Raw genomic sequence first — 24,399 nt, forward strand, 5'->3', positions numbered from 1 at the left:
GACACAATTGCTTCCGGGCCCAAAACGCCCGACACTTGGTGACGCGGGGTGGAGCAGCCCGGTAGCTCGTCAGGCTCATAACCTGAAGGCCGCAGGTTCAAATCCTGCCCCCGCAACCAAAACAAATATCCCCGAAAATTTAAAAAAACCAAGTCAACAAAACAAACCCAGACATCGTGCCCCTACGCCGTCGAAGCAGCGACCCAACGCTAAACACAAACAGTGACAGAGGGGAGGGGGCTAGCGATTTCTTTCCCGTCTGATGGTCCGGGTCATGCCTCGCCTTGCTGTCCGCCGCAATTCTCGAGGCTTTGCTCCGGCCATCGCCCGATCAGCCCATGTGCGCAACCGGTCACCGGGTCGGTTTCGGGGCGCGGCAATGACGATATCCTTCTCAATTGCGCAGTTGACGCGGCTTTCGTCAGGATGTCGGCCTGCTGGCCGGGAGGATAGGCGCCGACGACCTGAAAATCGGATGAGCACGCCAGATTTTGATGCCCTGTCCCGGCCGGCAGGACGAGACAATCGCCGACCTCCACTTCAAGCGCCGCGCCATCCGGGCCGCCGATCAGCAAGGTGGCACGTCCTTTGCCGATCCCCAAAACCTCATGGGCGCCGGAATGATAGTGCTGGTAATCAAACACGCCATTGGTCCAGATCCCGTCCCATCCGTTCGCAGTGAAGAGTTTTTCGAACGTCATTCCATCTGCCAGAACGGATTTGTAGATCAATACGGGAAAATGCGGATTGTTCGGTACCCACCCACTTGGCTTGAAGACCATCTCGCGGACGGTCATCTGGACGAATGCTCGTTGTCGATCTCGCTGACCGACGGCAGGAATGTCTCCACATCCCGTCGTTCCCGGTCGGACAGGGGAGCGATGTTCTCATTCCAGTAACGGGCCGCCTCAGGCGGATCTCCATCCCAGTCACGCGAGGAGCCGAGATTGTCGTCGATCACGGCGATCCGCGTGCCGCCCAGGCGTCGATATTCGTCGGCGAGATTTTTTGAAGCGTTTTCCATCCTAGCCTCCTTGATAGCATCAGACTGGTGCAACCCGCGGAGACGCCAGTCGTTCCCGGGGTTGACGGTTTGAGGCTGGCTTTCCCAGCCTGAAACCCGATTTTGCCGACCTTTCCCATCAGGCAAGCAAATGATGATATCCCGCCTGGCAAGGTGCTGGCGGTGTTCGGCAGCAGTGCTGCTGTCCATTTTTTCAAGAACGGCATTAACCTGACCTTTTGACCTGCGGCGTATCTGTTGCTCGATACGCCAACAGGTTTCACGCATGTCTCTGCTTCCCCTCCTTCTCAATATCATCGGTTTGATGGCGCTGGTCGCCATGTGCCTGGGAAGCACCGAGCGGCTCAGTCTTTCACCGCGATGGAAACGAATTGCGCAAGGGATGCCGTTCGCCGCCGCCGCCTGCATTACCATGATGATGCCGGTTGTCCTGCCTGACGGCACCGTGATCAACGGGCGTTCGCTGTTTCTCGCTTTTGCCGCTGCCTTCGGCGGCGTCGTTCCCTATCTCGTCGCGGCCCTCATAGCCCTTGTCGGCCATATGGAACTCACCGGGCTTCCCATCGGCCAGGCGCTTCGCCCGTCGATCTGTGCGGGCATCGTGGGGCTCGGCTGGCGGTTTCTCGTCTATCCGCGTCTGGGGCTGTCTGTCGGCAGTCTGTCGCTGCTCGGGCTGATCGTTTCGGCGCTGGCGCTGCTGCTTCTTCTGGTTTCCTCGGGGCAGGGCGTGTCGCTTTTCCTGCAGACATATCCGGCAACGCTGGTTGGTTCGCTGGCAGCCGCGCTCATCCTCGGCCGGTTCATCGAACGCGAGATGCGGCATCTTTCCGAAGCACGCCTCTGGCAGCGACAGGCCTATACCGACGCACTGACATCGCTGGCCAATAAACGTGCCTTCTACGAAGCGACAGCTTCGCTTTCGGGCAAGGCATCCGCCTTCTCCATCCTGGTGATCGATGTCGACCACTTCAAGAAAATCAACGATAGCCATGGTCACGATGCCGGCGATGTCGTGCTCAAGGCGATTGCCGCCTGTGTTGCGGATACGTTGGGCGGCCGTGGAACGGCGTTTCGTCTGGGCGGCGAGGAATTTGTTGCGCTTTTGCCGGATCTGCAGTCGACGGCAGGTCTCCAGCTGGCGGAAATGATCCGCCATGCCGTATCCGGGCTCGTCATCAATGCAGGTGGACAACGGGTGGCAGCGACGGTCAGCATCGGTGTGGCGGATAACGCCGACGGTCAGGAGCCGCCACATGTGGTGGCCGCGGCCGATGCGGCGCTTTATCTCGCCAAGGCGGGCGGCCGCAATCGCAGTGTCGTCAGTGCCGGCATGCCCGGTGAACAGGTACTGGCCGCGCAATAGCGGCGGCTCAGGCCGGTTGTCGCCGAGAGGTCGCCGAAAACATCATTGGGCTTGCCGCGGTTGCGGGGGGCGTACCCACAAAAAAGCCGGCCATCCCGGCGGAGGATGACCGGCGCCGAAAGCGCCTTGCAGCGCTTTCAACATCATGTCTCGGGCATTGCCCTGACTTACGTACGAATGGTGAAATCGACGTCGACGCTTTTCTTGATGGCGTTCGAATAGGGGCAAATGTCGTGCGTCACTTCAACGAGTTTCTGCGCGTCGGCCTCGCTGAGGCCCGGCAGGTAGACGTCGAGAGCGGCAGTGATGCCGAAACCACCTTCCGAACGCGGACCGATACCGACGGTCGCGCCAACGGTGGAACCGTCAGGAACCTTGGTCTTCAACTGCTGCGCACCGACGCGCAGTGCGCCGAGGAAGCAGGCGGAATAACCGAGCGCAAACAGCTTTTCAGGGTTGGCACCATCGCCGCCCGGGCCGCCGAGTTCCTTCGGAACCACCAGCTGCAGCGACAAGGTACCGTCTTCGAGCGATGTCTTGCCATCACGGCCGCCGCCGGTTGCCGTCGCGCTCGTCTTGTATTTTGCATCCACAGACATAGGTCTTCTCCTTGGTTGGTCACAGAGATCGGTGACTGATTTTTATTTTGTAAAATCTTATTGCGCACAATGTAGTTTTCAGGTCCACCGTTGTCAATCACTTGCAATTGGATTGTGCGCCATTTATCTTTTGCGCATGACAACGCCCTCCAAAACCACCGCCGAGATCGGCCTTGATCAGATGCTCTGTTTCGCCGTCTACAAGGCCGAACAGGCCTTCAACCGCGTTTACCGGCACGCGCTGGAGCCGCTGGGACTGACCTATCCGCAGTTTCTGACCATGCGGCTTCTGTGGAATGCGGGTAGTCTGTCGGTCGGTGAAATCTCCGAAAGACTGGGTCTCGATTCCGGCACGGTGACGCCGCTTTTGAAGCGGCTGACGCTGATGGGGTTGGTAAAAAAGGCCCGCCGTGCCGATGACGAACGCCGTGTCGATATCTTTCTGACCGATCAGGGCAGGGCGCTGGAGACGAAATCCGAAGCGGTGATGCAGTGTATCGCGCAGGCGATTGCCGTGGACGGACGCGAAGGCGAAGACATGCTGATGACGATCAATCGCCTGACCGCCAACCTGAGCGAAGCCGCCGAACGCTGATTTTTGCGGGTCCTGCATTTGCTTCTTTCCTTTCATGTCCCCGGCGCGCTCCCTTCGTCGCGATTATCGCCGACCGGCGTTTTTGCCTGGGCGCAAATCTGCCTGAGCGCGTTGCGAAGGCCTTCTTCGAAAGTCGGGTGGTAGATCGGCAGGTCAAGCAGATCGGCGGCAGTCTGTTCCTTTTCGATGGCCCAGGCGATGAGATGCGCCATGTGTTCGGCCTCCGGCGCGGCCATGGCAGCACCGGTCAATCTGCCTTTGACGTCAGCATAAATGCGCGCCAGACCGGCGTTGCGGCCTTCCGCCCTGGCGCGTCCCTGATCCGCATAATCAGCCTTCCCGATCAGCGCATCTTCCGGCGGGGCGACCCCGATGGTGACGGCCGGTGGATCGGTGAAGGCAATGGCGAGACGCGTGGTGCGTCGGGACGGCGTGATGGCGGGAAACCGTGCAGCATTGTGGCCGGCAATCGCACCTTCCGCAGAGGCTTCGTGCAGAACCGGCGCATCCGCATCGGCATCACCGGCAAGAAAGATGGGTGAGGCGCCGCATTGCATCGTGCTGCGGTCGAAGACCGGGGTGCCGTGTTTGCCCAGCGCAAGACCGGTTTTGGCAAGGTCAAGTCTGTTCAGGTTCGGCGGGCGGCCTGTGGCGACAAGAACGTGGCTGAATGTTTTCGTGCCGCTGGTTTCGTCGTGTTTTTCGGATGACCATGAAATTTCCACGCCGTCCTTCACCTGACGGGCTCGTGTGGAGACGCCGAGATGGAGAGGCATTTCCTGCGTCAGAATATCTTTCAGCGCCGACGACACCGCCTTGTCCTTCAGCCCTGCCACCGTGTCGCTTTCATCGAAGACGGCCACGTCGACACCGAGGCGGGAAAAAGCCTGCGCCAGTTCCAGCCCCAGCGGGCCGGCCCCGATCACCGCCAGCGAGTCCGGCAGATTTTTCAGCTCGAAGACCGTTTCATTGGTGAGGATGTGGTCGAGGTCCTTAAAGGTTGCAGGGATGGCGGGATAGGAACCGGTGGCGATGACGATGGCGCCGGCGCGAATGCATTCACCATCGACATCGAGCACCGTCCTATCGGTAAAACGGGCGGTCCCTCGCAACTTGGATTGTGGTGGCAGTTCATCAATCGATTTCAGCGTCGCCGAGACGAATTCGTCTCGCAGTTTTCGAACGCGTTGCAACACCGCTGTGCCATCAATCCGCAGATCACCGGGATGGATGCCGAAGGTGGATGCCTGGCGGGCCGCATGGCTGGCTTTCGCGGCTGCGATCAACAGTTTCGAAGGCATGCAGCCGACCGTGGCGCAGGTGGTGCCGGCAAACCGCTCATCGATGATCAGGGTGCTGGCACCGGCGCGGCGGGCGCTGCGCTCGGCAGAAAGGCCCGCGGTGCCGGCTCCGATAATGACCACGTCATAGTGTCTGTCGCTCACGTCGATCCTTTCGAATGCATGCAGAAATCGCGGTTGCAGAGATCGGGGAACAGTCGGGTGCCGACAATCGTTCCGTCTACGTACGAATTAAAAACCGAGAGGTGATCATGAGCCCGCAGCAACAGGCCAGACGAAAAATCGAGACCGATCCGCGTCGAAAACTGGATCCTCCGCCGCTTGAGCAGGATATGGAAAAGGACTTCGAACCGGTGGCTGAAAACGAGGAAACGGAGGGCGCCACCAACGCGCTTGAACTGCCGGGCCGCCCGCCTGCACTGGCGCGCAAGTCGGCCGGCGCTTCGGGTGGCGACCGGGACCAAGACAAGGACAATGACTGAGTACCGAAGCGTTCCGAATAAAGGTCTTGCCTGATCACAGCGTAACGGAATGCCGGAAATGCCGCCATGTGAAATTTCTGGTTGCAGGCCGTGCCATGTCCTGTAGATTATCGATGGGCACCTTTGAAATGATGTGAATTCCAGCTTGCAGCGTTGCACGCCAGCCGTGGCGGGTGGATGCTGCAGCGTGTGAGGTTGTGCATCCGGTTCTCGAAAGCCGCAGTCGGGTTTCGGGAATGTAAGGTGTGCCGCTTGGGAAAAGCGTCGTTTCGTTGCAATCGTGGATTTGCAGGGTGCGGCTTTTTTATTGTCTTTTTGCTTCGTTGTTTTCGTTCGTCATCGCTTTTTCCGGCATTGCGGCTGATCAGCGTGACCATTCGCCTTTCGCCGTGGCTCAGGGGCAGACACCGGCAACCCTCACGAAACCCGATCCGGTCGATATTCGTCTCGGTTATCTGCGCGCCTATGCGCGGCAACTGGCGTTGTCGGTGCTGGATGTACCGCCCCGCGACGAGGGTGTTGCGGGGGCCAATGTGGCGATCGCCGACAACAACACGACCGGGCGCTTTCTCGGGCAGGCATTTTCCATCGACGTGGCCGAGGTGAAGCCGCAGGCCGATGTGCTTGCCGCCTTCGACATCATGGCGGGCAAGGGTGTGATTGCCATTCTGGCCGATCTGGCGCCCGCGCAGCTTTTGGCCTTGGCCGATGCCGCGGCATCGAAGGGCATCCTCGTGTTCAATGTCGGCGCGACGGATGACCGGTTGCGGGAAGAGGATTGCCGGGCGAATGTGTTTCACACCGCGCCGACGCGCAGCATGCTGGCCGATGGGCTGGCGCAATATCTGGTCTGGAAACAATGGCGGCGCTGGGCACTGATTTCCGGGTCGCATGAGAATGACCGGCTGTTTGCCGATGCGCTGCGGCGTGCGGCGGAGCGGTTTGGTGGTCAGATCGTTGCGGAAAAGGAATTCGCCGATACCGGCACGGCGCGGCGCACCGACAGCGGCGTCGTGCAGATCCAGCGGCAGATGCCGGTGTTCACGCAAGGATTGGCCGAGCACGACGTGCTGCTGGTGGCCGATGAGAGTGAAGTTTTCGGAACCTATGTGCCGTTTCGCACCTGGGAGCCACGGCCGGTGGCGGGTTCGGCAGGGCTGATGCCTTCTGCCTGGCACCCGGCCAGCGAGCAATGGGGCGGCACGCAGATCCAGAACCGTTTTCTCAAAAGCACCGGGCGCAGGATGCTGTCGAAAGACATGTCGGCCTGGACGGCCGTGCGCATTGTCGGCGAGGCGGCAACGCGCATGCAGAGCGGTGATGCGGCGCGGATTGCCGAATTTGTCCGCTCACCGGATTTTTCGATTGCCGCCTTCAAGGGCCAGAAACTGACGTTTCGCGCTTGGAATCATCAGCTTCGACAGCCGGTCTTCATCGGCGACGGGCGTTCGGTCGTCTCGACCTCTCCGCAGGAGGGTTTTTTGCATCAGGTTTCCGAACTCGACACGCTTGGCATCGATCAGCCGGAGACACGCTGCGTGCTGAAATGAGGTGACGCCAAAACAGCCTTGGGAGGGGCCGACATGCTGATGACACCACGTTCTGCTGCTGTTGTGCTTATTTCCGGGCTGGGTTGCGCGCAGCCGGCCTCGGCCTTCACGGCCTATGTGTCGAACGAGAAGGACAATACCGTTTCCGTGGTGGATACGGTCAGCGGTGCCGTGGTCAAAACCCTGCCCGTCGGGCAGCGGCCACGCGGCATCACCATCTCGCATGACGGCAAATTCGTTTATCTGTGCGCCAGCGACGATGACACGATCGAGGTGATCGATACGGACACCCATGAGATCGTCAACCATCTGCCTTCCGGGCCGGACCCGGAACTGTTCGTTCTCTCGCCGGATGGCAAGACGCTTTATGTCGCCAATGAGGACGACAACCTGGTCACTGTCATCGATATCGAAAGCCGGGAGGTTCTGGCTGAAATTCCGGTCGGCGTGGAGCCGGAGGGCATGGGCATCAGCCCCGACGGAAAGACCATGGTCAACACGTCGGAAACGACCAACATGGCGCATTTCATCGATACCGACAGCCACGAGATCACCCACAATGTGCTGGTGGATGCACGCCCGCGTTTTGCCGAGTTCAAGCCGGACGGTTCGGAAGTGTGGGTGAGCGCGGAGATCGGCGGCACGGTTTCGGTCATCGACAACGCCAGCCGCGAGGTGAAGCACAAGATCAGTTTCGAGATTGCCGGGCTGCGCGCCGAAGCGATCCAGCCGGTCGGCGTGCGCATTACCGCGGATGGCAAAAAGGCCTATGTGGCGCTGGGTCCGGCCAACCGCGTCGCGGTGGTCGATACCGCCACCTACAGGATAGAAAAATATGTGCTGGTGGGCCAGCGCGTCTGGCAGCTGGCGTTCACGCCGGACCAGAAAACCATCATCAGCACCAATGGTGTGTCCAACGACATCACCTTGATCGACGTTGCGACGGATGAGCCGGTGCAATCGGTGACGGTGGGGGCAATGCCCTGGGGTGTTGTGGTTTCGCCGAAACAATAACGGGAGGAGAAGAGGATGGCATTTGATCGGAAGTTTGCTTTGGTGGCGCTTGCGGCCGTGTTCATGTCGGCGGGCGCCGGTTTTGCGCAGGACGCTGATGATGACGACGATGACAAACCGACGGCAAAGCCGGCGGTTTCGGCGGAAAAGGTGACGCGGGCGAGCAAGGATGTGCCGGAGCTGGTGCTGGGGTCAGCCGAGGACAGTTTTGCCGTCAACGCCAAGGATTTCGAGCTTGTCGCGGGTCAGGGTTATCGCTGGAAGATCACGTCTGCGGCTGGGCTCGAATACAAGTTCGTCACCGATCTGTTCCGCAATGTCTGGATGAACCAGATCGTCATCAACGATCTCGAGGTTCACATGAACGGCGCGCCGGCCTGGCTGGAATTCGACAGCGAGGGCACGATGCAGGTGCAGTTCACCGCGGTTCGGCCAGGGCGCTACACCTGGTCGGTGCCGGATCTGGCGGACAAGGGCATGAAGGGGACGATTACCATCAAGTGAGGTGGAGTGACGGGGACGATGCTCTTTTCCGCGCAGACGTCCGAGAGAAACAGATCGTTCCCCTTCGTTCCACATGCGGCCTGCTCGTTTGCGGTGGCAGCGAAGCACCGGCCGCTGCCCGGAAAATCTCCGCATAGAGCATGGGAGGAGACATGTCATGCATCAGAACGAGGATAACGCGGGTGTGCCGCATGCGCTCGAGGTCACCAGCCTCAGCCATGCCTACGGGCCGAAAAAGGCTCTGGACGATGTGTCGTTTTCGATCCCGGCAGGGCGCTTTACCGTGCTTCTGGGGCTGAACGGGGCGGGCAAGACGACGCTGTTTTCGCTGATCAGCCGGCTTTACGACACGCGCGACGGTTCGATCCGCATTTTTGGTCGGGATATCAGGCGCGATCCGGGCGAGGCATTGCGGCGGCTCGGCATCGTGTTTCAGGCCCGCACGCTCGATCTCGATCTGACCGTTGCGCAAAACCTTGCCTATCACGCAGCGCTGCACGGTTTTCGTCGGCGCGAGGCGATGGCGCGGATCGGTGTTCTGCTGGACACGGTCGGTCTGGCGGACCGGCTGCATGACAAGGCAAAAAATCTCTCCGGCGGACAGATGCGGCGGGTGGAAATCGTTCGGGCGATGCTGCACCGGCCATCGCTGCTGCTGCTCGACGAGGCGACGGTGGGGCTGGATATCCGCGCACGCGCCGACATTCTGGCGACGATACGGGCGCTGGTGGCCGCGACCGGTCTCAGCGTCCTGTGGGCCACGCATCTGATCGATGAGGTGGAAGAGAGCGACGACGTGGTGATCCTCGACCATGGCCGGGTGCTGGCTACGGGGCGCGTGGCGGATGTGGTGCGCGCGGCGGGTTCGAGGGATATTGCGGAAGCGTTTGCGGGGTTGGTTTCGGGAAAAAAGGCGTGCCGCATGGTGCTCTCCCCCCTTGTGGGGGAGATGTCCGGCAGGACAGAGGGGGGTGTTGCTGGCGCATGTGCCGCTTTCGAACCATCTACCGTACCGTTGTCCACCCCCCTCCGCCACCTTTCGGTGACATCTCCCCCTCAAGGGGGGAGATCGGAAAGCGACCGCTCCACGCCTCCAGATGGTGATGCGTCTGCGCCCAAGGCTGCGGTGCCGCTATGACCGCTTTCCCCTCACACCCATCCCGCGGCTTCAGACCCCACCAATATCTCGCCTGCTTGTCCGGCATCATGATCCGTGAGAGCCTGCGGTTTCTCAACCAGCGCGAACGGTTCGTGTCGTCGCTGGTGCGGCCGCTTCTGTGGCTGTTCGTGTTTGCCACCGGGTTTCGGCAGGTGCTGGGCGTGTCTATCATTCCGCCTTACCGCACCTATGTGCTGTACGAGGTCTATATCACCCCCGGCCTTGCCGGCATGATCCTCTTGTTTTCAGGCATGCAGTCGTCACTGTCGATGGTGTATGACCGCGAGATGGGCAACATGCGCACGTTGCTGGTCAGCCCGTTTCCGCGCTGGTTCCTGCTGATATCGAAACTGTTTGCCGGCGTCGCGGTGTCGGTGGTGCAGGTCTACGCGTTTTTTGCGATTGCCTGGTTCTGGAATGTGCGGCCGCCGCCTGTCGGTTATCTTCTGGTTCTGCCGGCGCTGCTTCTGGCCGGCATGATGTTGTGTTCGCTCGGCATGTTTCTGTCGTCGATGATCCGGCAGTTGGAAAACTTTGCCGGCATCATGAACTTTGTAATCTTCCCGATGTATTTTGCCTCTTCGGCGCTTTACCCGCTCTGGCGTATCCAGGAATCGAGCCCGCTTCTCTTCCGCGTCTGTCAGGCCAATCCGTTCACCTATGCGGTGGAGCTGATCCGTTTTGCGCTTTACGGGCGCATCGAGTGGATGTCGCTCGGTATTGTCTGCGGTTTCACCGTGCTTTTCCTCGGTGGCGCCATTTTTGCCTATGACCCGGCCCACGGATTGTTGGGCCGTAAGCGCGATACAGGAGGCAATGGCTGATGATTTTTGCACGATCCATAATCGTGGTGGCAATGTCGGTCCTGATGCCTTTGCCCTTGATGGCGGCGCAGGGGGATGATCCCGACTGGCCCTGCATCCAGCGCAAGGTGCCGCAACTGTCGATCGGGCAGATCTGGACCGGGCCGGCCCTGTCGCCAGTGGCTGCCGAGTGGAGCAGGGACGCGGATTTGGCTGAACTGGTGGAAGAACTTGCGGCGCGGCGTCTGCCGCTTGCCGAGGCGCAGGAGAAAATCCGGGCCTTTCGCGATGGCCAGAAGCAGGAGCAGTGGCAGAGACGTGTCGACATGCTGGTGCAGGGCCTGTTCGAGACGATGAACGGCGAGCGCGCCCATGTGATTTCCGGCATCGCCCGTTATGCGCACCGCCAGCGCGACATGGCGGCAAGCCTGCGTGCGGAAGGCTCGGCACTTGATCTCCTGCGCGCAAAACCGGGGGCGGATCAGGTGCAGATCGCGGTCCGCAGCGAACAACTGACCTTTCGCACCCGCATCTTTCAGGAACGCGTGCAGTCGCTCGCTTACGTCTGCGAAGTGCCGACGCTGATCGAGCAGAGGCTTTATGCGCTGGTCAAAGTGCTTTCGGAAGGACCAACGCCAAAATGATGGCCCGTGGTTTCGTCAGGGCGAGGCCTGTTTCAGATAGGCGATGACATCGGCGACATCCTTGTCCACCTTCAGGCCGGCAAAGGCCATTTTCGTGCCTTTCACGACGCCTTTGGGATCATGCAGATAGGTGGTGAGTGTCGCCTCGTCCCAAACCATGCCGCCCTTGCCGGCATCCGCCATGGCGGCGGAATATTTGAAGCCGTCATGGGTGCCGGCGGTGCGGCCGATCACGCCCTTCAGCGAGGGGCCGATCTTGTTCTGGTCGGTATCCCGGACATGGCAAGCCTTGCATTTCGCAAATACTTTTTCGCCCGCGGCAGCATCCTGACCTTGGGCTGAACCTACCATCGGCAGCACGAGGCCGATGGCACCCAGACAGATGCCGAAACGAATGCAGAGATTGATGGAATGCATTGATTTCCTCCCGAAAAGACGTCTGGGCTGACCGGGCTCCCATCCCGATCGCGCGCAGCGCCGTGCACGCAAGGGTAGTTTTTGGCAATGGTAAGTCAACACCATCGCAGAGATCATGCCGCAAAAAGAAGATCCGCAGATTTTTGTCACGGTTTCCCGCTCTGGTTGACGCTGTGCGGCCATGGGCGTAAACTTTGTCGCGTCGCCGGGCACGGGTGCCAGAGCGCGCGAGGCAGGTTCCGATGACCATGATCGATCTTGTCCTGACAGTCTGCCTGCTGAGCGATCCGGGCGTCTGCCGCAAGGAACATCTGTATTTCGAAAGTCGCGGCTCGCTGTTCCAATGCATGATCCTGGCGCCGTCCGAGATCGCCAAATGGTCGAGCGAACACCCGGCAGTCAGGATCGTTCGCTGGACCTGTGCCTTTCCCGACAGCAGCCGAAAAATCTGATCCGCGGCGCAAAACATTCCTTCAGAAACAACGGACATCGGCTTCCGCCTGGGCACGGCGCAGTTCGGATACTGCGGTCCTGGCAATGGCACCCTGCCGGAAGAGCACACCGCGTTCTCCTGTCTGCAGGCCAAGGCTCACAAAGGTTTCCGCCGCTTCATAACGCTCGTAGGGGATGATTGAGGCGACGACATCAATCGAGCAAGAACAACTCTGAAGTGCGGCGCGGCTTTCACCATTGGCTTTCATGCATCCGTTAACGTAATCGTAGACTGCAACCGTTGGATAGTCATTGGTTGCCAATGTGTCGGTGGCGGGCAGGAATGACGCCAAGAAGAATGCAATGCAAAAAAATCGGGTAGACATCGATATTTCTCCTCCCAAGGCCGGGTTTTACTCGATCGGTGAAAAGCTGTCATTTGTACAGTTTTCAAATATTGCTTATATTTTTCAAGTAATACTTTTGCGCTATTGCAGCAAATTCTGCTGCTTGGCAGCATTTGTCGTCTTCGTCAAAGTCTATTCGTATATTGCACTTGCCGCATCCAATTTATTGACCTATTGTCACAAAAGTTTCCGGCTTCAAGGCCTTGCTTTTGGGAGGAGCAGGGTTTCGAAGGTTTGTGGGGTGGGCAGTAACGGTGCCCTCAGCCCATCCTTTTACCGTGACACGCTGACGGAAATATTCCCGCACATAGCATGAAGCGCTGGCTGCCTTGGAGCATGCGAGCGTTCGTGATGACGAACCTCGTGTGAATATAATAAGCATCGGGAGGATGTCGCATGCGTGTAACTGGAAAAATTCAGTGTCTGCCTAGCCTTTTCCTGCCTCTGGCGGCCACCGGCCTTTTGGCCGCGAGCATGGCTGTCGGGCTTGCCGGCACGGTGCTGGCCAATGATGACCTGACGAAACTGTCGAAGGATCCGAAAAACTGGGCGATGCCGACCGGCAATTACGCCAACCATCGCTATTCGGAGCTGAAGGAAATCACCAAGGACAACGTCAAGAGCCTGCAGGTGAAGTGGAGTTTCTCTACTGGCGTGCTGCGTGGCCATGAAGGCGGACCGCTGGTGATCGGCGACGTGATGTATATCCACACGCCGTTCCCCAACATCGTTTATGCGCTCGATCTGAAGAACGACGGAAAAATCCTCTGGAAATACGAGCCCAAGCAGGATCCGAATGTCATCGGCATCATGTGCTGCGATACCGTCAACCGCGGTGTGGCCTACGGCGATGGCAAGATCATTCTCAACCAGGCCGATACGACGGTGGTGGCGCTCGATGCCAAGACCGGCAAGCTGGCATGGTCGATAAAGAACGGCGATCAGATCGATGGCGGCAAGGGTGAATCCGGCACGGCCGCACCGATGGTGGTCAAGGACAAGGTGATCATTGGGGTTTCCGGCGCCGAATTCGGCGTGCGCGGCTGGACGGCGGCTTACAACCTGAAAGACGGGTCGCTGGCCTGGAAGGCCTATTCCACCGGGCCGGATGCGGAAACGCTGATCGACCCGGAAAAGACCATGCATCTGGGCAAGCCTGTCGGCAAGGATTCCGGCATGAATACCTGGGAAGGCGAGCAGTGGAAGACCGGCGGCGGCACGACCTGGGGCTGGTTCTCCTATGACGCCAAGAGCAACCTGATCTATTACGGCACCGGTAATCCATCCACCTGGAACCCGGTGCAGCGACCCGGCGATAACAGATGGTCGATGACGCTGATGGCGCGCGATGCCGATACCGGTCAGGCCAAATGGCTCTACCAGATGACCCCGCATGACGAGTGGGATTATGACGGCGTCAATGAAAACATCCTTGTCGATGGCATGGAGATCGGCGGCAAGACACATGACGTGCTGGTGCATCTCGACCGCAACGGTTTTGGCTACACGCTGGACCGGGTGAGCGGTGAGCTGCTGGTCGCCAAGAAATACGACCCCAAGGTCAACTGGGCGACCGAAGTGGTGATGGACAAGAGCAGCGAGCAATATGGCCGGCCGCAGGTGGTCGCCAAATATTCGACGCAGCAGAACGGCGAGGATACCAACTCGACCGGCATCTGCCCGGCGGCACTCGGCTCGAAGGACCAGCAACCGGCCACCTATTCGCCCAAGACCAAGCTCTTTTACGTGCCGACCAACCATGTCTGCATGGATTACGAGCCCTACAAGGTGAGTTACACAGCCGGTCAACCCTATGTCGGGGCAACCGTGTCGATGTATCCGGCACCGGACAGCCATGGCGGCATGGGCAATTTCATCGCCTGGGATGCCGCCAAGGGGGAGATCGTCTGGTCGATCCCGGAACAGTTCTCCGTCTGGTCGGGGGCACTGGCAACCGCCGGTGACGTGGTCTTTTACGGCACGCTGGAAGGCTACATCAAGGCGGTCAGCCTCGACGGTAAGGAGCTTTACAAGTTCAAGACGCCATCCGGCATCATCGGCAACATCAACACGTTCGAACATGGCGGCAAGCAGTATATCGCCGTGCTGTCGGGCGTCGGTGGCTGGGCCGGCATCGGCCTTGCCGGCGGTCTTCTGTCGCCGGAAAACGCTGCCGCCTGGCACGGTGCGGTCGATCAGGGCCGTGGCGGTCAGGATGAGGCCGCGGTGGTCGGCACGGCCGGTCTCGGTGCGGTCGGCGGTTATGCGGCGCTTGCCGATTATACCACGCTTGGTGGTCAGCTGACGGTTTTTGGTCTTCCCGACTGACGGACCTGAGCAGACGGGTCGCGCCTTTCTGGTGCGGCCCGCCACGGGATCGGTGGATCATTCAGAATGATAACCTGGCGTGCGGTTTGTTGCTTTCGGGGCGCAAGCGTTCCGAATGGCGTTTTCCGTGCATGCAGAAATGTTTGACGTGTGAGGTTCTTCAATGGCTTTTCGCATGGCAGTTTTCGCGTTTTGTGCAGCGATATTCTCTCTTTCGCATTCTGGAATGGTCTTTGCCGACGACGACAAGGAAAAGGCGGCGGTGGCGAGCGAGGAGGACGGAAAGTTCTTCGACAAGGATGGCAATCCGACTTTTCGGATTTCCGCCGACGGCACCGTCGATTGGTACACGTTCAGCGGTTACCGGCGGTATCATTCGGACTGTCATGTCTGTCACGGGCCGGACGGTGTGGGGTCGAGTTATGCGCCGGCACTGGCGACCAGTCTGAAGAAGCTGGACTATGCCGGTTTCCTGTCGATCGTGGCGGAAGGCCGCAAAAATGTCGGTGGCGGCAAGGAAAACGTCATGCCCGCCTTTGGCGACAACAAGAACGTCTATTGTTATCTCGACGATATCTACGTCTATTTGCGGGCGCGCGCCGTCGAAGCCGCACCGCGCGGGCGGCCGCCGAAAAAAGCCGACAAGCCACAGGGGGCCAAGGATTACGAAGCCTCCTGCATGGGAGGCTGAGATGGCGGGTGGTTTCAGGTTTTGGCTCGAATGCCTTTTCTCTTTCGCGGTGGTGCTGGCCTTGGGTTTTGGCTTTGTGCCGCAGCGGGTGTTGGCGCAAGGGGCAGGACTGGGGGCAGCGGGCGAGCTTGTCGATCCCGATGTGCTGCGGGTCTGCGCCGATCCCTCCAACATGCCGTTTTCCGATCAGAGCGGTGAGGGGTTCGAGGACAAGCTGGCGAAAATGGTGGCGGAGGGAACGGGGCGTAAGTCTGTTTCCTACACCTGGTTTCCGTCGATCACCGGTTTCGTGCGCAACACGCTGGGCGCCAATCGCTGCGACATTGTCATGGGGTATGCGCAGGGCGACGAACTGGTGCAGAACACCAATGCCTATTACCGCTCCGCCTATGTGCTGGTTTATGCGAAGGCCGGCGATCTGACCGGTGTCGAGACGCTGGCCGACCCAAAACTTGCCGGCAAACGCATCGGCGTCGTGGAAGGCACGCCGCCGACTGCCAACATGGCTGCGGCCAAGCTGATGGGCAAAGCCAAGGTGTATCCGCTGATGGTCGATACGCGGGTCATGCCATCCATGGCGGAACTGGCGATGAAGGATCTGGCAGCGGGTGTGATCGACGCTGCCGTGATGTGGGGACCGATGGCCGGTTATTATGCGGCGCGAGCGGGCAAGGACATGGTGCTCGTGCCGTTGATCCATGAACAGCGGGGCCAGCGTATGGTCTACCGCATCACCATGGGCGTACGGCCGTCCGACCAGAATTTCAAGCGCGTGCTGAACGCCTTTATCAAGGAAAAGCAGCCGGAGATCGACCGGTTGCTGCTGGAATACAATGTGCCGCTGCTGGATGAACGCGACCGCAGGATCACGCAGTGAGAGGGAGAGGGGAATAGAATATGGACGTACGTGCCGCCGTGGCCGTTCAGGCCGGCAAGCCGCTGGAAGTGATGACCGTGCAGCTGGACGGCCCCAAGGCCGGCGAAGTGCTGATCGAGGTCAAGGCCACCGGCATCTGCCACACCGACGATTTCACGCTGTCCGGCGCCGATCCGGAAGGCCTGTTCCCGGCCATTCTCGGCCATGAGGGTGCCGGTATCGTCGTTGATGTCGGCCCCGGCGTCACCTCGCTGAAAAAGGGCGATCACGTCATCCCGCTCTACACGCCGGAATGCCGCGAGTGTTATTCCTGCACCTCGCGAAAAACCAACCTCTGCACCTCGATCCGCACAACACAGGGACAGGGCCTGATGCCCGATGGGACCTCGCGCTTTTCCATCGGCAAGGACAAGATCCATCATTACATGGGCTGCTCGACCTTCGCGAATTTTACGGTCCTGCCGGAGATCGCGCTTGCCAAGATCAACCCCGACGCCCCGTTCGACAAGGTTTGTTATATCGGCTGCGGCGTGACCACCGGCATCGGTGCCGTCATCAACACGGCGAAGGTCGAGATCGGCTCGACGGCCATCGTTTTCGGTCTCGGCGGCATCGGGCTGAACGTTTTGCAGGGCCTGCGCCTTGCCGGCGCCGACATGATCATCGGCGTCGACATCAACCCGGATCGCAAGGCCTGGGGCGAAAAGTTCGGCATGACGCATTTCGTCAATCCGAAAGAAGTCGGCGACGACATCGTGCCTTACCTCGTCAATATGACCAAGCGTAACGGCGACCTTATCGGTGGCGCCGATTACACGTTCGATTGCACCGGCAATACCAAGGTCATGCGTCAGGCGCTGGAGAGTTCGCATCGCGGCTGGGGCAAGTCGGTCATCATCGGGGTTGCGGGTGCCGGTCAGGAGATTTCCACGCGTCCGTTCCAGCTGGTCACCGGCCGCAACTGGATGGGTACTGCTTTTGGCGGCGCGCGCGGCCGTACCGACGTGCCAAAAATTGTCGACTGGTACATGCAGGGAAAAATCCAGATCGATCCGATGATCACCCACACGATGCCGCTCGAAGACATCAACAAGGGGTTCGAGCTGATGCATTCGGGCGAAAGCATTCGCGGTGTGGTGATTTATTGATGTGCTGACAATCGGTGTGGCCGATGTTTCGGGAGATGTGCTGCAAACTGTGCGCCTGAAATGAAGGTGGTACTGCATCTGCCCAAAACGTCTGAGGCGACCGAATGCGGGATTGGGCGGTGTCTACGGAAACAGCAAGCGCGTGCAGGTGCGGTGCGTTGTGTTGTCGCCAAACTGAGATGAAGCGAGGCAGCCGCCGATGATCGGGCCGGACCTCGATTAGGAGGAGGAGCGTTGTTATGGACAGTGCAGTTCAGGTCCGCATTCATCCCGCGGTCGATGGTGGCGTGAAGCCGGAAAGTTCGAGTTTTTCCGGCGGCACGCTGGTGTGCGAATGTGTCGACAAGCCGGTCAAGGTGAAGATCGAGGGGCAGGTGGCCCATAACCACGCCTGCGGTTGCACCAAATGCTGGAAACCCAAGGGCGCCGATTTTTCGATCGTTGCGGTGGTGCCGCATGACAAGGTGACGGTGACGGAAAACGGCGACAAGCTCGCCGTGGTCGATCCGTCGGCGCTGATCCAGCGGCATGCCTGCAAACAATGCGGCGTGCATATGTATGGGCCGGTCGAGCGCGAGCATGCGTTCCAGGGGCTCGATTTCATCCATCCGGAACGTTTTCAGGAAAGCGGCTGGGCACCTCCGGGTTTTGCCGCCTTCGTGTCGTCGATCATCGAATCCGGTGTCGATCCGGGCCGGATGGACGGTATCCGGGCACGGCTCAAGGACCTCGGCTTGCAGCCCTATGATTGCCTTTCCCCGGGCCTGATGGACTATGTGGCGACATGGGTGGCGAAAAAGTCAGGGGCTTTGCCGGCCTGACCCGGCAGATGTCCGAAGATCGCCGAAAGCTGCAGTGACGTGTCGGAAGGTGCGGAGGTGTATTTGTGCCTGCTGTCGCTGCGTTTTGCAGGACGCTGCGGTGAGGGGGCTTGGACTTGTACTTGGAGAGTGAGTGAGCCTGTAGCCGGGGGCAGGGGAGGGGGAACTGTCGGCGGCGTGAGGGCAAGGCAATATTTGCTTGTGGCTTCTCATGCTCAAAAGCTGCGCGCCTGCCTTCAATGCGGTGGGAGACCCGGTGCCGGATCGGCATTTTGGGCCGTTGCCGATCGGCCGCTCCCGGCTGGGGTTCGGGCTTTCTGCTTCTGGCCACCGGACAGAGCGGGTAGCCGGGGAGCTACCCGAATGGTCACGAAACCGCGAAAAAAGGCGCCGCGATCTCGCAGCGCCTTTTCCAATGGTGATCGGCTGACATCAACTCCGGCAGCACCTGCCGTCGCAGAGTTCAGGCCGCACTCGCCGCCTTCTTGGCCGCGATACGGGCGCGAATGGATTCCACATCCGCCTTCGGCGTCGCCTTGAACAAGGTCTGTGTGTATTCGTGCCTCGGGTTGGAAAACACCTCGTCGCGCGTGCCGTATTCGACCGCCTCGCCAAAATACATCACCATCACCTCATCGGCGATGTAACGCACGACGGACAAGTCGTGGCTGATGAAGACATAGGTGAGGTTGAACTCGTCCTGCAGGTCGGCGAGCAGGTTGAGAACCTGTGCCTGAACCGAAAGGTCGAGTGCCGAGACGGGCTCGTCCAGCACCAGCAGCTTCGGGTTCATCATCAGCGCGCGCGCAATGGCGATACGCTGGCGCTGACCGCCGGAGAACATGTGCGGATAACGGTTGTAATGTTCCGGACCGAGGCCGACCTTGATCAGCATTTCGGTGGCACGGTTGCGGCGCTCGGCAGCCGACAGGTCCGTATTGATCGCCAGCGGTTCACCCAGAACATCGCCGATCTTCTGGCGCGGGTTCAAAGAGCCGTAAGGGTTCTGGAAGATGATCTGGACCTTCTGGCGCATGTCCGAGGTCAGGTGGCCCGGACGCGTGTCCATCTTCTTGCCGTCGATGATCAGGTCACCCGAAGTCGGCTCGTCGATGAAGGTGATCATGCGCGCCAGCGTGGACTTACCGCAGCCGCTTTCGCCGACGATCGCCAGCGTCTTGCCGCGCTCCAGGCTGAAGGATACGCCCTTGACGGCATGCAGGGTCTTTTTCGGCTTCATGAAGCCGCCCGGCAGTTCGTAATCGCGCTTGATGTCGCGCACTTCGAGCATGGTGTCGGTGGTCTTTAGCTCGCTCATGCGGATGCTCCTTCGGCCGATGCTCCTGCAGAAGGTGCCGGTTCCGGGTTGCCGTCGAAAAAGGCGGAAACCGTGGTCAGACGGTCGCCGGTGGCGTTTTCAGGCAGGGCCGCCAGCAGCGCCTTGGTATAGTTGCTCTGCGGGTTTTCGAAGAGGGACAGCACGTCGGCCTCCTCCATCTTGCGGCCCTTGTACTGCACGACGACGCGGTCGGCGGTTTCGGCGACAACGCCCATGTCGTGGGTGATCATGATCAGGCCCATGCCGGTGCGTGCCTGCAGGTCCATGATCAGATCGAGGATCTGCTTCTGGATGGTCACGTCAAGAGCGGTGGTCGGTTCGTCGGCGATCAGCAGTTTCGGGTCGCAGGCAATCGCGATCGCGATCATCACGCGCTGGCACTGGCCACCCGACATCTGGTGCGGGAAGGCATGCATGCGCTCTTCCGCATTCGGCAGGCCGACCAGCTTGAACAGCTCGATGGCGCGGGCGCGACGCGCCTTCTTGTCCAGGCCGAGGTGAATGCGCAGCACTTCCTCGATCTGGAAGCCGACCGTAAAGCACGGGTTGAGGCTGGCGATCGGCTCTTGGAAGATCATGGCGATATCCTTGCCGATCAGCTTGCGCCGCTCGGCGCCGCTGAGCTTCTGGATATCCTGGCCTTCGAACAGCATGCGGTCGGCGGTGATCTTTGCCGTTGCCGGCAGAAGCCCCATGACGGCCAGCATGGAGACCGATTTGCCCGAGCCGGATTCACCGACGATGGCAAGAACTTCGGCCTTGTCGACTTTGATCGAAACGCCATCGACGGCGCGGAACCAGCCGGTCGAGGTTTCGAATTCGACGGTGAGATTGTCGATTTGTAAGAGCGACATGATCAGGACCTCTTCAGCTTCGGATCAAGCGCATCGCGCAGGCCGTCGCCCATCAGGTTGATGGCAAGAACGGTGATGAGGATTGCAAGGCCCGGGAAGGTGACGACCCACCAGGCACGCAGGATGAATTCGCGGGCTTCGGCCAGCATCGTGCCCCATTCGGGAGACGGCGGCTGTACGCCCATGCCGAGGAAGCCGAGAGCGGCCAGATCGAGAATGGCGTTCGAAAACGACATCGTTGCCTGAACGATCAGCGGCGCGGTGCAGTTCGGCAGAATGGTGCGGAACATCAGGCGCAGCGGGCTTGCACCGGCGATGCGGGCAGCCGTTACGTAATCGCGGGACTTTTCGGCCATCACGGCGGCACGCGTCAGGCGCACGAAATGCGGCTGCAGCGTTACGGCAATGGCGATCATCGCGCTGTTGAGGCCGGCGCCGAGAATGGTGACGAGCACGAGAGCGAGAAGCAGCGACGGGATGGCGAGGATCATGTCCATCAGGCGCATGATCACGGTGTCGACCCAACCGCGATAATAACCGGCGATGACGCCGACGATGATACCGGCGACCAGCGACAGCGTGGTGACGACCAGCCCGACGAACAGCGAATACTGCGCGCCGTAGATCAGGCGCGAAAGGATGTCGCGACCGATCGGGTCGGTGCCGAGAACATAGGTCCAGCTACCGCCTTCGACCCATGCCGGCGGCTTCAGCACGGCATCACGATATTGTTCGAATGGCGAATGCGGTGCAATCAGCGACGCGAAGATCGCGACGAGAACGAGAGCCACGAAAACGTAGAGGCCGATGACGGCACCGCGGTTTTCGGAAAAATAGAACCAGAACTCCTTGAGCATCTGGCGTCGCATCTGGGCGCTGGAGACGGGCTCCTCAACCTTTTGTGCAAGTGTGGCGTCGGCCATGGGATTTTGCTCCTTCTTAGTGGCGAATGCGCGGGTTGACGAGACCGTAGAGCAGGTCGACGATCAGGTTGACGGTCATGATGATCGCAGCGATCAGCAACAGCCCTCCCTGAATGACGGCATAGTCACGGCGGAACACGCTATCGAGGATCCACTTGCCGATGCCCGGCCACGAGAAGATCGTCTCGGTCAAAATGGCGCCGGCCAGCATGACGCCGACCTGCAGGCCGACCGTGGTGACGACCGGGATCATGGCATTGCGCAGGGCATGGATGCCGATGACGCGGAACGGCGAAAGCCCCTTGGCGCGGGCGGTGCGGACGTAATCTTCCGAGAGAACTTCCAGCATGGCCGAACGAGTCTGGCGGGCAATGACGGCCAGCGGAATGGTGGAAAGCACGATCGACGGCAGCGCCAGATGGCTGAGCGCCGAGGCGAATGCCCCCTTCTGGCCCGAGATCAGGCTGTCGATCAGCATGAAACCGGTGACCTGCGGGAAATAGAACATCAGCGAGATGCGGCCGGTGACCGGGAACCATTGGAGGATGCCGGAGAACAGGATGATGAGAAGCAGGCCCCACCAGAAGATCGGCATCGAATAACCGACAAGCGCGATACCCATCAGGCCCTGGTCGAAGATCGACCCGCGTTTGACGGCGGCGATGATGCCGGCCGGGATGCCGAGCGAGACGGCGATGATGATGGCGCAGAAGGAGAGTTCGACCGTCGCCGGGAACAGCGTCAGGAACTGGTCGAGCACCGGCTTCTTGGAAACGATCGAGGTGCCGAAGTCACCGGTCAGAACGCCGCCGAGATAATCGAAATACTGGATGACCATCGGCCGATCCATGCCGAGCTGCGCGCTGATCTGCGCGTGGCGCTCCGGCGACATGACGCGCTCGCCCGAAAGCAACGCGACCGGATCGCCCGGAAGAAGACGGATGAACGAGAACGCGATGATGGAGACCCCGATGAACGTCGGGATCAGGACGGCGAGGCGCCGCAGAAGGAAGCCAAACATTTTAAGCCTTTGCGGAAAAGGGGCGGGCCAGATTCATGTTTTTTGTCAAGCCATGCATCAGGCTATTTCGGCGTCACCGCCATATTTTTGGGCAACTCATAAGAAAATGCCGCGGGAAACGCAATGTCTCCCGCGGCAAAAAGTTGTCAGAGTGCCAGATTACTCGGCAATATCGACAGCTTCGAAGGTGAAGTCGCCGAGCGGGCTCTGGGTGAAGCCGGTTACGCCCTTACGCATCGGAACGACGGCCAGCGAGTGGTCGATGGTTGCCCAGGGAGCGTCCTTCTTGAAGATGACCTGCGCCTGCTCATAGAGCTTGGTGCGTTCTTCCTGGTCAGACGTCGACTTTGCCTTCTTCACGAGGGCGTCGAATTCCTGGTTGCACCACTGCGCGCGGTTGTTGCCGCCGACGGCATCGCAGCCGAGCAGGGTGTCGAGGAAGTTGTCCGGGTCGCCGTTATCGCCGGTCCAGCCCATGATGGCGGCGCCGTCACGGTTCTTGTCCTTCGAACGCGACAGGTATTCTGCCCATTCGTAGGAAACGATTTCAACCTTGACGCCGATCTTGGCGTAATCGTCCTGGATGATTTCAGCGGCGCGACGTGCGTTCAGCATGTACGGACGCGAAACCGGCATGGCCCAGACCTTCATGGAGAGGTCCTTGACGCCTGCTTCTTCAAGCATCTTCTTGGCGGCGTCGAGGTCGTAAGTGTCGTCCTTGACGTCGTTATTGTAGGACCACATGGTCGGCGGGATCGGGTTGGTGGCAGGTGTTGCCATGCCCTGGAAGACGGCATCAACGATGGCGGTCTTGTTGATCGCCTTGTTGAGTGCCTTGCGCACTTCGACCTTGTCGAACGGAGCCTGGGTCGTGTTGTAGGCGAGGTAGGCGATGTTGAGGCCTTCCTGCTCGAGAACCTGCAGGTTTTCGTCAGACTTCATGGCCTGCACGTCGGCAGCGTTCGGGTAAGGCATCAGGTGGCATTCGCCAGCCTTGAGCTTCTGGTAACGAACGGCAGCGTCGGTGGTGATCGCGAAGACGAGATCGTCGATCTTCGGAGCTGTGCCCCAGAAGTCGGCGTTCTTCTTGTAACGCACGATGGCGTCCTGCTGGTAGGCAACGAAGGTGAACGGACCGGTGCCGACCGGCTGCTGGTTCAACTGTTCCTTGGTGCCGGCCTTTTCGAGGCTGTCGGCATATTCCTTGGACAGGATCGATGCGAACGGCATGGCAAGGTTTGCCAGGAACGGCGCTTCCGAACGGTTCAGCGTGACCTTGACCGTCAGGTCATCGACCTTTTCGATCGACTTGATCAGCTTCGGGAAGCCCATGCCATCTGCATATTCCCAGGTGCCGCCGGTGATGTACTTGTTCCAGACGTTCTTTTCGTCGATCTGGCGACCGATGGAGAAGATGACGTCATCGGCGTTGAAGTCACGCGTCGGCGTGAAGAATTCGGTGGTCTGGAACTTTACGCCCGAGCGGAGCTTGAACGTGTAGACCGTACCGTCCTGCGAAATCTCCCAGCTCTCGGCGAGGCCGGCTTCCGGCTGCGTCGTGCCCGGCTTGAATTCCAGCAGGCGGTTGTAGATCGGATGTGCCGAAGCGTCGAAGGTCGTGCCGGCGGTGTAGAGGCCCGGATCGAAACCTTCCGGCGAACCTTCAGAGCAGAATACGAAGGTCTTGGCCGCAGCGACGGTCGGAAGCATTGGCAGCGCGGCCAGTGCGAGTGCGGCGATAAGCGCGCGTTTCATGGAAAACTCCCCTTTTTTGACTTCTTGCCTCTGAGGCACCCCAGAGACAAACACCCGGATCAAAGCCGTGGCGTGTCCTCTTACCTTCCCCTGGTGCCAGTTCGAGTCGGTGCGACAGATACAGGACGGCAGGCGCGGCTTGTCAACACACAATCGCGCGGTTACCCCGGCAAGGCCAAGATTTACGTTAATGTATCATGTCGTTTGTTAAAGCAGAGGGCGTGTTCGTTGCTCTACGCACCAAAACGGCGTTGCATGCACACTATTTGAGTGCGGGCTTTATAAGCTGGAACAGTCTGAAAAATAACGCGCAGGTTATGTTGTCGACGGGTAGTTGGGTGCCTGGAG

27 protein-coding genes and 1 tRNA gene are annotated in these 24,399 nt (G+C 59.9%); 17 read left to right on the top strand and 11 right to left on the bottom strand.

From position 1 onward, the window contains the following. The first annotated feature begins 42 nt into the window (after positions 1-42). Positions 43-119: transfer RNA gene (locus tag ACRQ1B_RS00005), tRNA-Met, on the top strand. Between the two features lie 153 nt (positions 120-272). Here the strand turns inward: ACRQ1B_RS00005 and ACRQ1B_RS00010 are convergent. Both ACRQ1B_RS00010 and ACRQ1B_RS00015 read right to left on the bottom strand, forming a co-directional pair. Next, entirely contained in the window at positions 273-797 is a 525-nt protein-coding gene (locus tag ACRQ1B_RS00010; RefSeq protein WP_432291638.1) for a cupin, read from the bottom strand. Next, the gene (locus ACRQ1B_RS00015; protein ID WP_432291639.1) at positions 794-1,291 is read right to left on the bottom strand and encodes a hypothetical protein; all 498 of its coding nucleotides are present in this window, start codon (positions 1,289-1,291) and stop codon (positions 794-796) included. Before ACRQ1B_RS00015 ends, ACRQ1B_RS00010 begins: the two co-directional genes overlap by 4 nt. On the opposite strand from ACRQ1B_RS00015, the gene ACRQ1B_RS00020 reads away from it, so the two are divergent. Continuing rightward, entirely contained in the window at positions 1,290-2,387 is a 1,098-nt protein-coding gene (locus ACRQ1B_RS00020) for a GGDEF domain-containing protein (protein ID WP_432291640.1), read from the top strand. The two genes, ACRQ1B_RS00015 and ACRQ1B_RS00020, sit on opposite strands and share 2 nt — an antisense overlap. A gap of 167 nt (positions 2,388-2,554) precedes the next feature. On the opposite strand, the gene ACRQ1B_RS00025 is transcribed toward ACRQ1B_RS00020, so the two are convergent. After that, positions 2,555-2,986: an organic hydroperoxide resistance protein gene (locus ACRQ1B_RS00025; protein ID WP_432291641.1), complete on the bottom strand. Its 432-nt coding sequence runs from the start codon at positions 2,984-2,986 to the stop codon at positions 2,555-2,557. Positions 2,987-3,122: 136 nt separating this feature from the next. Between ACRQ1B_RS00025 and ACRQ1B_RS00030 the strand changes: the two genes are divergently transcribed. Next, positions 3,123-3,581: a MarR family winged helix-turn-helix transcriptional regulator gene (locus tag ACRQ1B_RS00030; RefSeq protein WP_432291642.1), complete on the top strand. Its 459-nt coding sequence runs from the start codon at positions 3,123-3,125 to the stop codon at positions 3,579-3,581. Between the two features lie 32 nt (positions 3,582-3,613). On the opposite strand, the gene ACRQ1B_RS00035 is transcribed toward ACRQ1B_RS00030, so the two are convergent. Continuing rightward, complete coding sequence (locus ACRQ1B_RS00035) at positions 3,614-5,026, bottom strand: dihydrolipoyl dehydrogenase (RefSeq protein WP_432291643.1); 1,413 nt, start codon at positions 5,024-5,026, stop codon at positions 3,614-3,616. A 107-nt stretch (positions 5,027-5,133) separates the two neighbouring features. Here ACRQ1B_RS00035 and ACRQ1B_RS00040 point away from each other — a divergent pair, with 107 nt between their 5' ends. The 7 genes from ACRQ1B_RS00040 to ACRQ1B_RS00070 all read left to right on the top strand — a co-directional run bounded on the left by ACRQ1B_RS00040 (position 5,134) and on the right by ACRQ1B_RS00070 (position 11,038). Further along, positions 5,134-5,364, top strand: a complete 231-nt coding sequence (locus ACRQ1B_RS00040; protein ID WP_432291644.1) for a hypothetical protein — start codon at positions 5,134-5,136, stop codon at positions 5,362-5,364. Between the two features lie 389 nt (positions 5,365-5,753). Next, the gene (locus tag ACRQ1B_RS00045) at positions 5,754-6,914 is read left to right on the top strand and encodes an ABC transporter substrate-binding protein (RefSeq protein WP_432293765.1); all 1,161 of its coding nucleotides are present in this window, start codon (positions 5,754-5,756) and stop codon (positions 6,912-6,914) included. Positions 6,915-6,947: 33 nt separating this feature from the next. Then, on the top strand, positions 6,948-7,928 hold the full coding sequence (locus tag ACRQ1B_RS00050; protein WP_432291645.1) for a YVTN family beta-propeller repeat protein: 981 nt from the start codon (positions 6,948-6,950) through the stop codon (positions 7,926-7,928). 15 nt (positions 7,929-7,943) lie between these two features. Next, the gene (locus tag ACRQ1B_RS00055) at positions 7,944-8,432 is read left to right on the top strand and encodes a cupredoxin domain-containing protein (protein WP_432291646.1); all 489 of its coding nucleotides are present in this window, start codon (positions 7,944-7,946) and stop codon (positions 8,430-8,432) included. 157 nt (positions 8,433-8,589) lie between these two features. After that, positions 8,590-9,570 (top strand): ABC transporter ATP-binding protein, encoded by a 981-nt coding sequence (locus tag ACRQ1B_RS00060; protein ID WP_432291647.1) that lies wholly within the window; start codon positions 8,590-8,592, stop codon positions 9,568-9,570. Further along, complete coding sequence (locus ACRQ1B_RS00065; protein ID WP_432291648.1) at positions 9,567-10,415, top strand: ABC transporter permease; 849 nt, start codon at positions 9,567-9,569, stop codon at positions 10,413-10,415. Before ACRQ1B_RS00060 ends, ACRQ1B_RS00065 begins: the two co-directional genes overlap by 4 nt. Continuing rightward, positions 10,415-11,038 (top strand): hypothetical protein, encoded by a 624-nt coding sequence (locus tag ACRQ1B_RS00070; RefSeq protein ID WP_432291649.1) that lies wholly within the window; start codon positions 10,415-10,417, stop codon positions 11,036-11,038. Before ACRQ1B_RS00065 ends, ACRQ1B_RS00070 begins: the two co-directional genes overlap by 1 nt. Positions 11,039-11,053: 15 nt before the next feature. On the opposite strand, the gene ACRQ1B_RS00075 is transcribed toward ACRQ1B_RS00070, so the two are convergent. Further along, complete coding sequence (locus tag ACRQ1B_RS00075) at positions 11,054-11,389, bottom strand: c-type cytochrome (protein WP_432293766.1); 336 nt, start codon at positions 11,387-11,389, stop codon at positions 11,054-11,056. A 308-nt stretch (positions 11,390-11,697) separates the two neighbouring features. Between ACRQ1B_RS00075 and ACRQ1B_RS00080 the strand changes: the two genes are divergently transcribed. Then, positions 11,698-11,907 (top strand): hypothetical protein, encoded by a 210-nt coding sequence (locus tag ACRQ1B_RS00080; RefSeq protein WP_432291650.1) that lies wholly within the window; start codon positions 11,698-11,700, stop codon positions 11,905-11,907. 21 nt (positions 11,908-11,928) lie between these two features. Here ACRQ1B_RS00080 and ACRQ1B_RS00085 read toward each other — a convergent pair whose 3' ends face one another. Continuing rightward, on the bottom strand, positions 11,929-12,273 hold the full coding sequence (locus ACRQ1B_RS00085) for a hypothetical protein (protein WP_432291651.1): 345 nt from the start codon (positions 12,271-12,273) through the stop codon (positions 11,929-11,931). On the opposite strand from ACRQ1B_RS00085, the gene ACRQ1B_RS00090 reads away from it, so the two are divergent. From ACRQ1B_RS00090 to gfa, 6 genes are all read left to right on the top strand, one after another. After that, the gene (locus ACRQ1B_RS00090) at positions 12,200-12,610 is read left to right on the top strand and encodes a hypothetical protein (RefSeq protein ID WP_432293884.1); all 411 of its coding nucleotides are present in this window, start codon (positions 12,200-12,202) and stop codon (positions 12,608-12,610) included. The genes ACRQ1B_RS00085 and ACRQ1B_RS00090 overlap by 74 nt on opposite strands. 158 nt (positions 12,611-12,768) lie before the next feature. Next, positions 12,769-14,622: a methanol/ethanol family PQQ-dependent dehydrogenase gene (locus ACRQ1B_RS00095; RefSeq protein WP_432293767.1), complete on the top strand. Its 1,854-nt coding sequence runs from the start codon at positions 12,769-12,771 to the stop codon at positions 14,620-14,622. Between the two features lie 226 nt (positions 14,623-14,848). Continuing rightward, a complete protein-coding gene (locus tag ACRQ1B_RS00100; RefSeq protein ID WP_432291652.1) occupies positions 14,849-15,313 on the top strand; it encodes a c-type cytochrome, methanol metabolism-related in 465 nt (154 codons plus the stop codon). A 1-nt stretch (position 15,314) separates the two neighbouring features. Next, positions 15,315-16,190, top strand: coding sequence for a quinoprotein dehydrogenase-associated putative ABC transporter substrate-binding protein (locus ACRQ1B_RS00105; RefSeq protein WP_432291653.1), 876 nt, complete (start codon positions 15,315-15,317; stop codon positions 16,188-16,190). A 20-nt stretch (positions 16,191-16,210) separates the two neighbouring features. Continuing rightward, positions 16,211-17,338 (top strand): S-(hydroxymethyl)glutathione dehydrogenase/class III alcohol dehydrogenase, encoded by a 1,128-nt coding sequence (locus tag ACRQ1B_RS00110; RefSeq protein WP_432291654.1) that lies wholly within the window; start codon positions 16,211-16,213, stop codon positions 17,336-17,338. Positions 17,339-17,577: 239 nt separating this feature from the next. Further along, on the top strand, positions 17,578-18,159 hold the full coding sequence (gene gfa, locus ACRQ1B_RS00115; protein ID WP_432291655.1) for an S-(hydroxymethyl)glutathione synthase: 582 nt from the start codon (positions 17,578-17,580) through the stop codon (positions 18,157-18,159). A 463-nt stretch (positions 18,160-18,622) separates the two neighbouring features. On the opposite strand, the gene ACRQ1B_RS00120 is transcribed toward gfa, so the two are convergent. From ACRQ1B_RS00120 to ACRQ1B_RS00140, 5 genes are all read right to left on the bottom strand, one after another. Then, positions 18,623-19,477, bottom strand: a complete 855-nt coding sequence (locus ACRQ1B_RS00120) for a dipeptide ABC transporter ATP-binding protein (RefSeq protein ID WP_432291656.1) — start codon at positions 19,475-19,477, stop codon at positions 18,623-18,625. After that, complete coding sequence (locus tag ACRQ1B_RS00125; RefSeq protein ID WP_432291657.1) at positions 19,474-20,352, bottom strand: ABC transporter ATP-binding protein; 879 nt, start codon at positions 20,350-20,352, stop codon at positions 19,474-19,476. The genes ACRQ1B_RS00120 and ACRQ1B_RS00125 overlap by 4 nt, the downstream gene beginning before the upstream one ends. Positions 20,353-20,354: 2 nt before the next feature. Further along, positions 20,355-21,275: an ABC transporter permease subunit gene (locus ACRQ1B_RS00130; protein ID WP_432291658.1), complete on the bottom strand. Its 921-nt coding sequence runs from the start codon at positions 21,273-21,275 to the stop codon at positions 20,355-20,357. Between the two features lie 16 nt (positions 21,276-21,291). Then, positions 21,292-22,296: an ABC transporter permease subunit gene (locus tag ACRQ1B_RS00135; protein ID WP_432291659.1), complete on the bottom strand. Its 1,005-nt coding sequence runs from the start codon at positions 22,294-22,296 to the stop codon at positions 21,292-21,294. 159 nt (positions 22,297-22,455) lie between these two features. Further along, entirely contained in the window at positions 22,456-24,051 is a 1,596-nt protein-coding gene (locus ACRQ1B_RS00140; RefSeq protein ID WP_432291660.1) for an ABC transporter substrate-binding protein, read from the bottom strand. Positions 24,052-24,399: the final 348 nt, after the last annotated feature.

The organism is Endobacterium panacihumi (genome assembly GCF_050847465.1).
Lineage (GTDB): Bacteria > Pseudomonadota > Alphaproteobacteria > Rhizobiales > Rhizobiaceae > Neorhizobium > Neorhizobium panacihumi.

Coding starts and splice junctions, on each gene's coding strand:
- ACRQ1B_RS00025 (WP_432291641.1), bottom strand. CDS start 2,986: ATGTCTGTGGATGCAAAATACAAGACGAGCGCGACGGCAACCGGCGGC.
- ACRQ1B_RS00015 (WP_432291639.1), bottom strand. CDS start 1,291: ATGCGTGAAACCTGTTGGCGTATCGAGCAACAGATACGCCGCAGGTCA.
- ACRQ1B_RS00040 (WP_432291644.1), top strand. CDS start 5,134: ATGAGCCCGCAGCAACAGGCCAGACGAAAAATCGAGACCGATCCGCGT.
- ACRQ1B_RS00070 (WP_432291649.1), top strand. CDS start 10,415: ATGATTTTTGCACGATCCATAATCGTGGTGGCAATGTCGGTCCTGATG.
- ACRQ1B_RS00065 (WP_432291648.1), top strand. CDS start 9,567: ATGACCGCTTTCCCCTCACACCCATCCCGCGGCTTCAGACCCCACCAA.
- ACRQ1B_RS00075 (WP_432293766.1), bottom strand. CDS start 11,389: ATGGTAGGTTCAGCCCAAGGTCAGGATGCTGCCGCGGGCGAAAAAGTA.
- ACRQ1B_RS00080 (WP_432291650.1), top strand. CDS start 11,698: ATGACCATGATCGATCTTGTCCTGACAGTCTGCCTGCTGAGCGATCCG.
- ACRQ1B_RS00130 (WP_432291658.1), bottom strand. CDS start 21,275: ATGGCCGACGCCACACTTGCACAAAAGGTTGAGGAGCCCGTCTCCAGC.
- ACRQ1B_RS00140 (WP_432291660.1), bottom strand. CDS start 24,051: ATGAAACGCGCGCTTATCGCCGCACTCGCACTGGCCGCGCTGCCAATG.
- ACRQ1B_RS00055 (WP_432291646.1), top strand. CDS start 7,944: ATGGCATTTGATCGGAAGTTTGCTTTGGTGGCGCTTGCGGCCGTGTTC.
- ACRQ1B_RS00010 (WP_432291638.1), bottom strand. CDS start 797: ATGACCGTCCGCGAGATGGTCTTCAAGCCAAGTGGGTGGGTACCGAAC.
- ACRQ1B_RS00020 (WP_432291640.1), top strand. CDS start 1,290: ATGTCTCTGCTTCCCCTCCTTCTCAATATCATCGGTTTGATGGCGCTG.
- ACRQ1B_RS00060 (WP_432291647.1), top strand. CDS start 8,590: ATGCATCAGAACGAGGATAACGCGGGTGTGCCGCATGCGCTCGAGGTC.
- ACRQ1B_RS00030 (WP_432291642.1), top strand. CDS start 3,123: ATGACAACGCCCTCCAAAACCACCGCCGAGATCGGCCTTGATCAGATG.
- ACRQ1B_RS00125 (WP_432291657.1), bottom strand. CDS start 20,352: ATGTCGCTCTTACAAATCGACAATCTCACCGTCGAATTCGAAACCTCG.
- ACRQ1B_RS00100 (WP_432291652.1), top strand. CDS start 14,849: ATGGTCTTTGCCGACGACGACAAGGAAAAGGCGGCGGTGGCGAGCGAG.
- ACRQ1B_RS00105 (WP_432291653.1), top strand. CDS start 15,315: ATGGCGGGTGGTTTCAGGTTTTGGCTCGAATGCCTTTTCTCTTTCGCG.
- ACRQ1B_RS00120 (WP_432291656.1), bottom strand. CDS start 19,477: ATGAGCGAGCTAAAGACCACCGACACCATGCTCGAAGTGCGCGACATC.
- gfa (WP_432291655.1), top strand. CDS start 17,578: ATGGACAGTGCAGTTCAGGTCCGCATTCATCCCGCGGTCGATGGTGGC.
- ACRQ1B_RS00085 (WP_432291651.1), bottom strand. CDS start 12,273: ATGTCTACCCGATTTTTTTGCATTGCATTCTTCTTGGCGTCATTCCTG.
- ACRQ1B_RS00110 (WP_432291654.1), top strand. CDS start 16,211: ATGGACGTACGTGCCGCCGTGGCCGTTCAGGCCGGCAAGCCGCTGGAA.
- ACRQ1B_RS00135 (WP_432291659.1), bottom strand. CDS start 22,296: ATGTTTGGCTTCCTTCTGCGGCGCCTCGCCGTCCTGATCCCGACGTTC.
- ACRQ1B_RS00050 (WP_432291645.1), top strand. CDS start 6,948: ATGCTGATGACACCACGTTCTGCTGCTGTTGTGCTTATTTCCGGGCTG.
- ACRQ1B_RS00095 (WP_432293767.1), top strand. CDS start 12,769: ATGGCTGTCGGGCTTGCCGGCACGGTGCTGGCCAATGATGACCTGACG.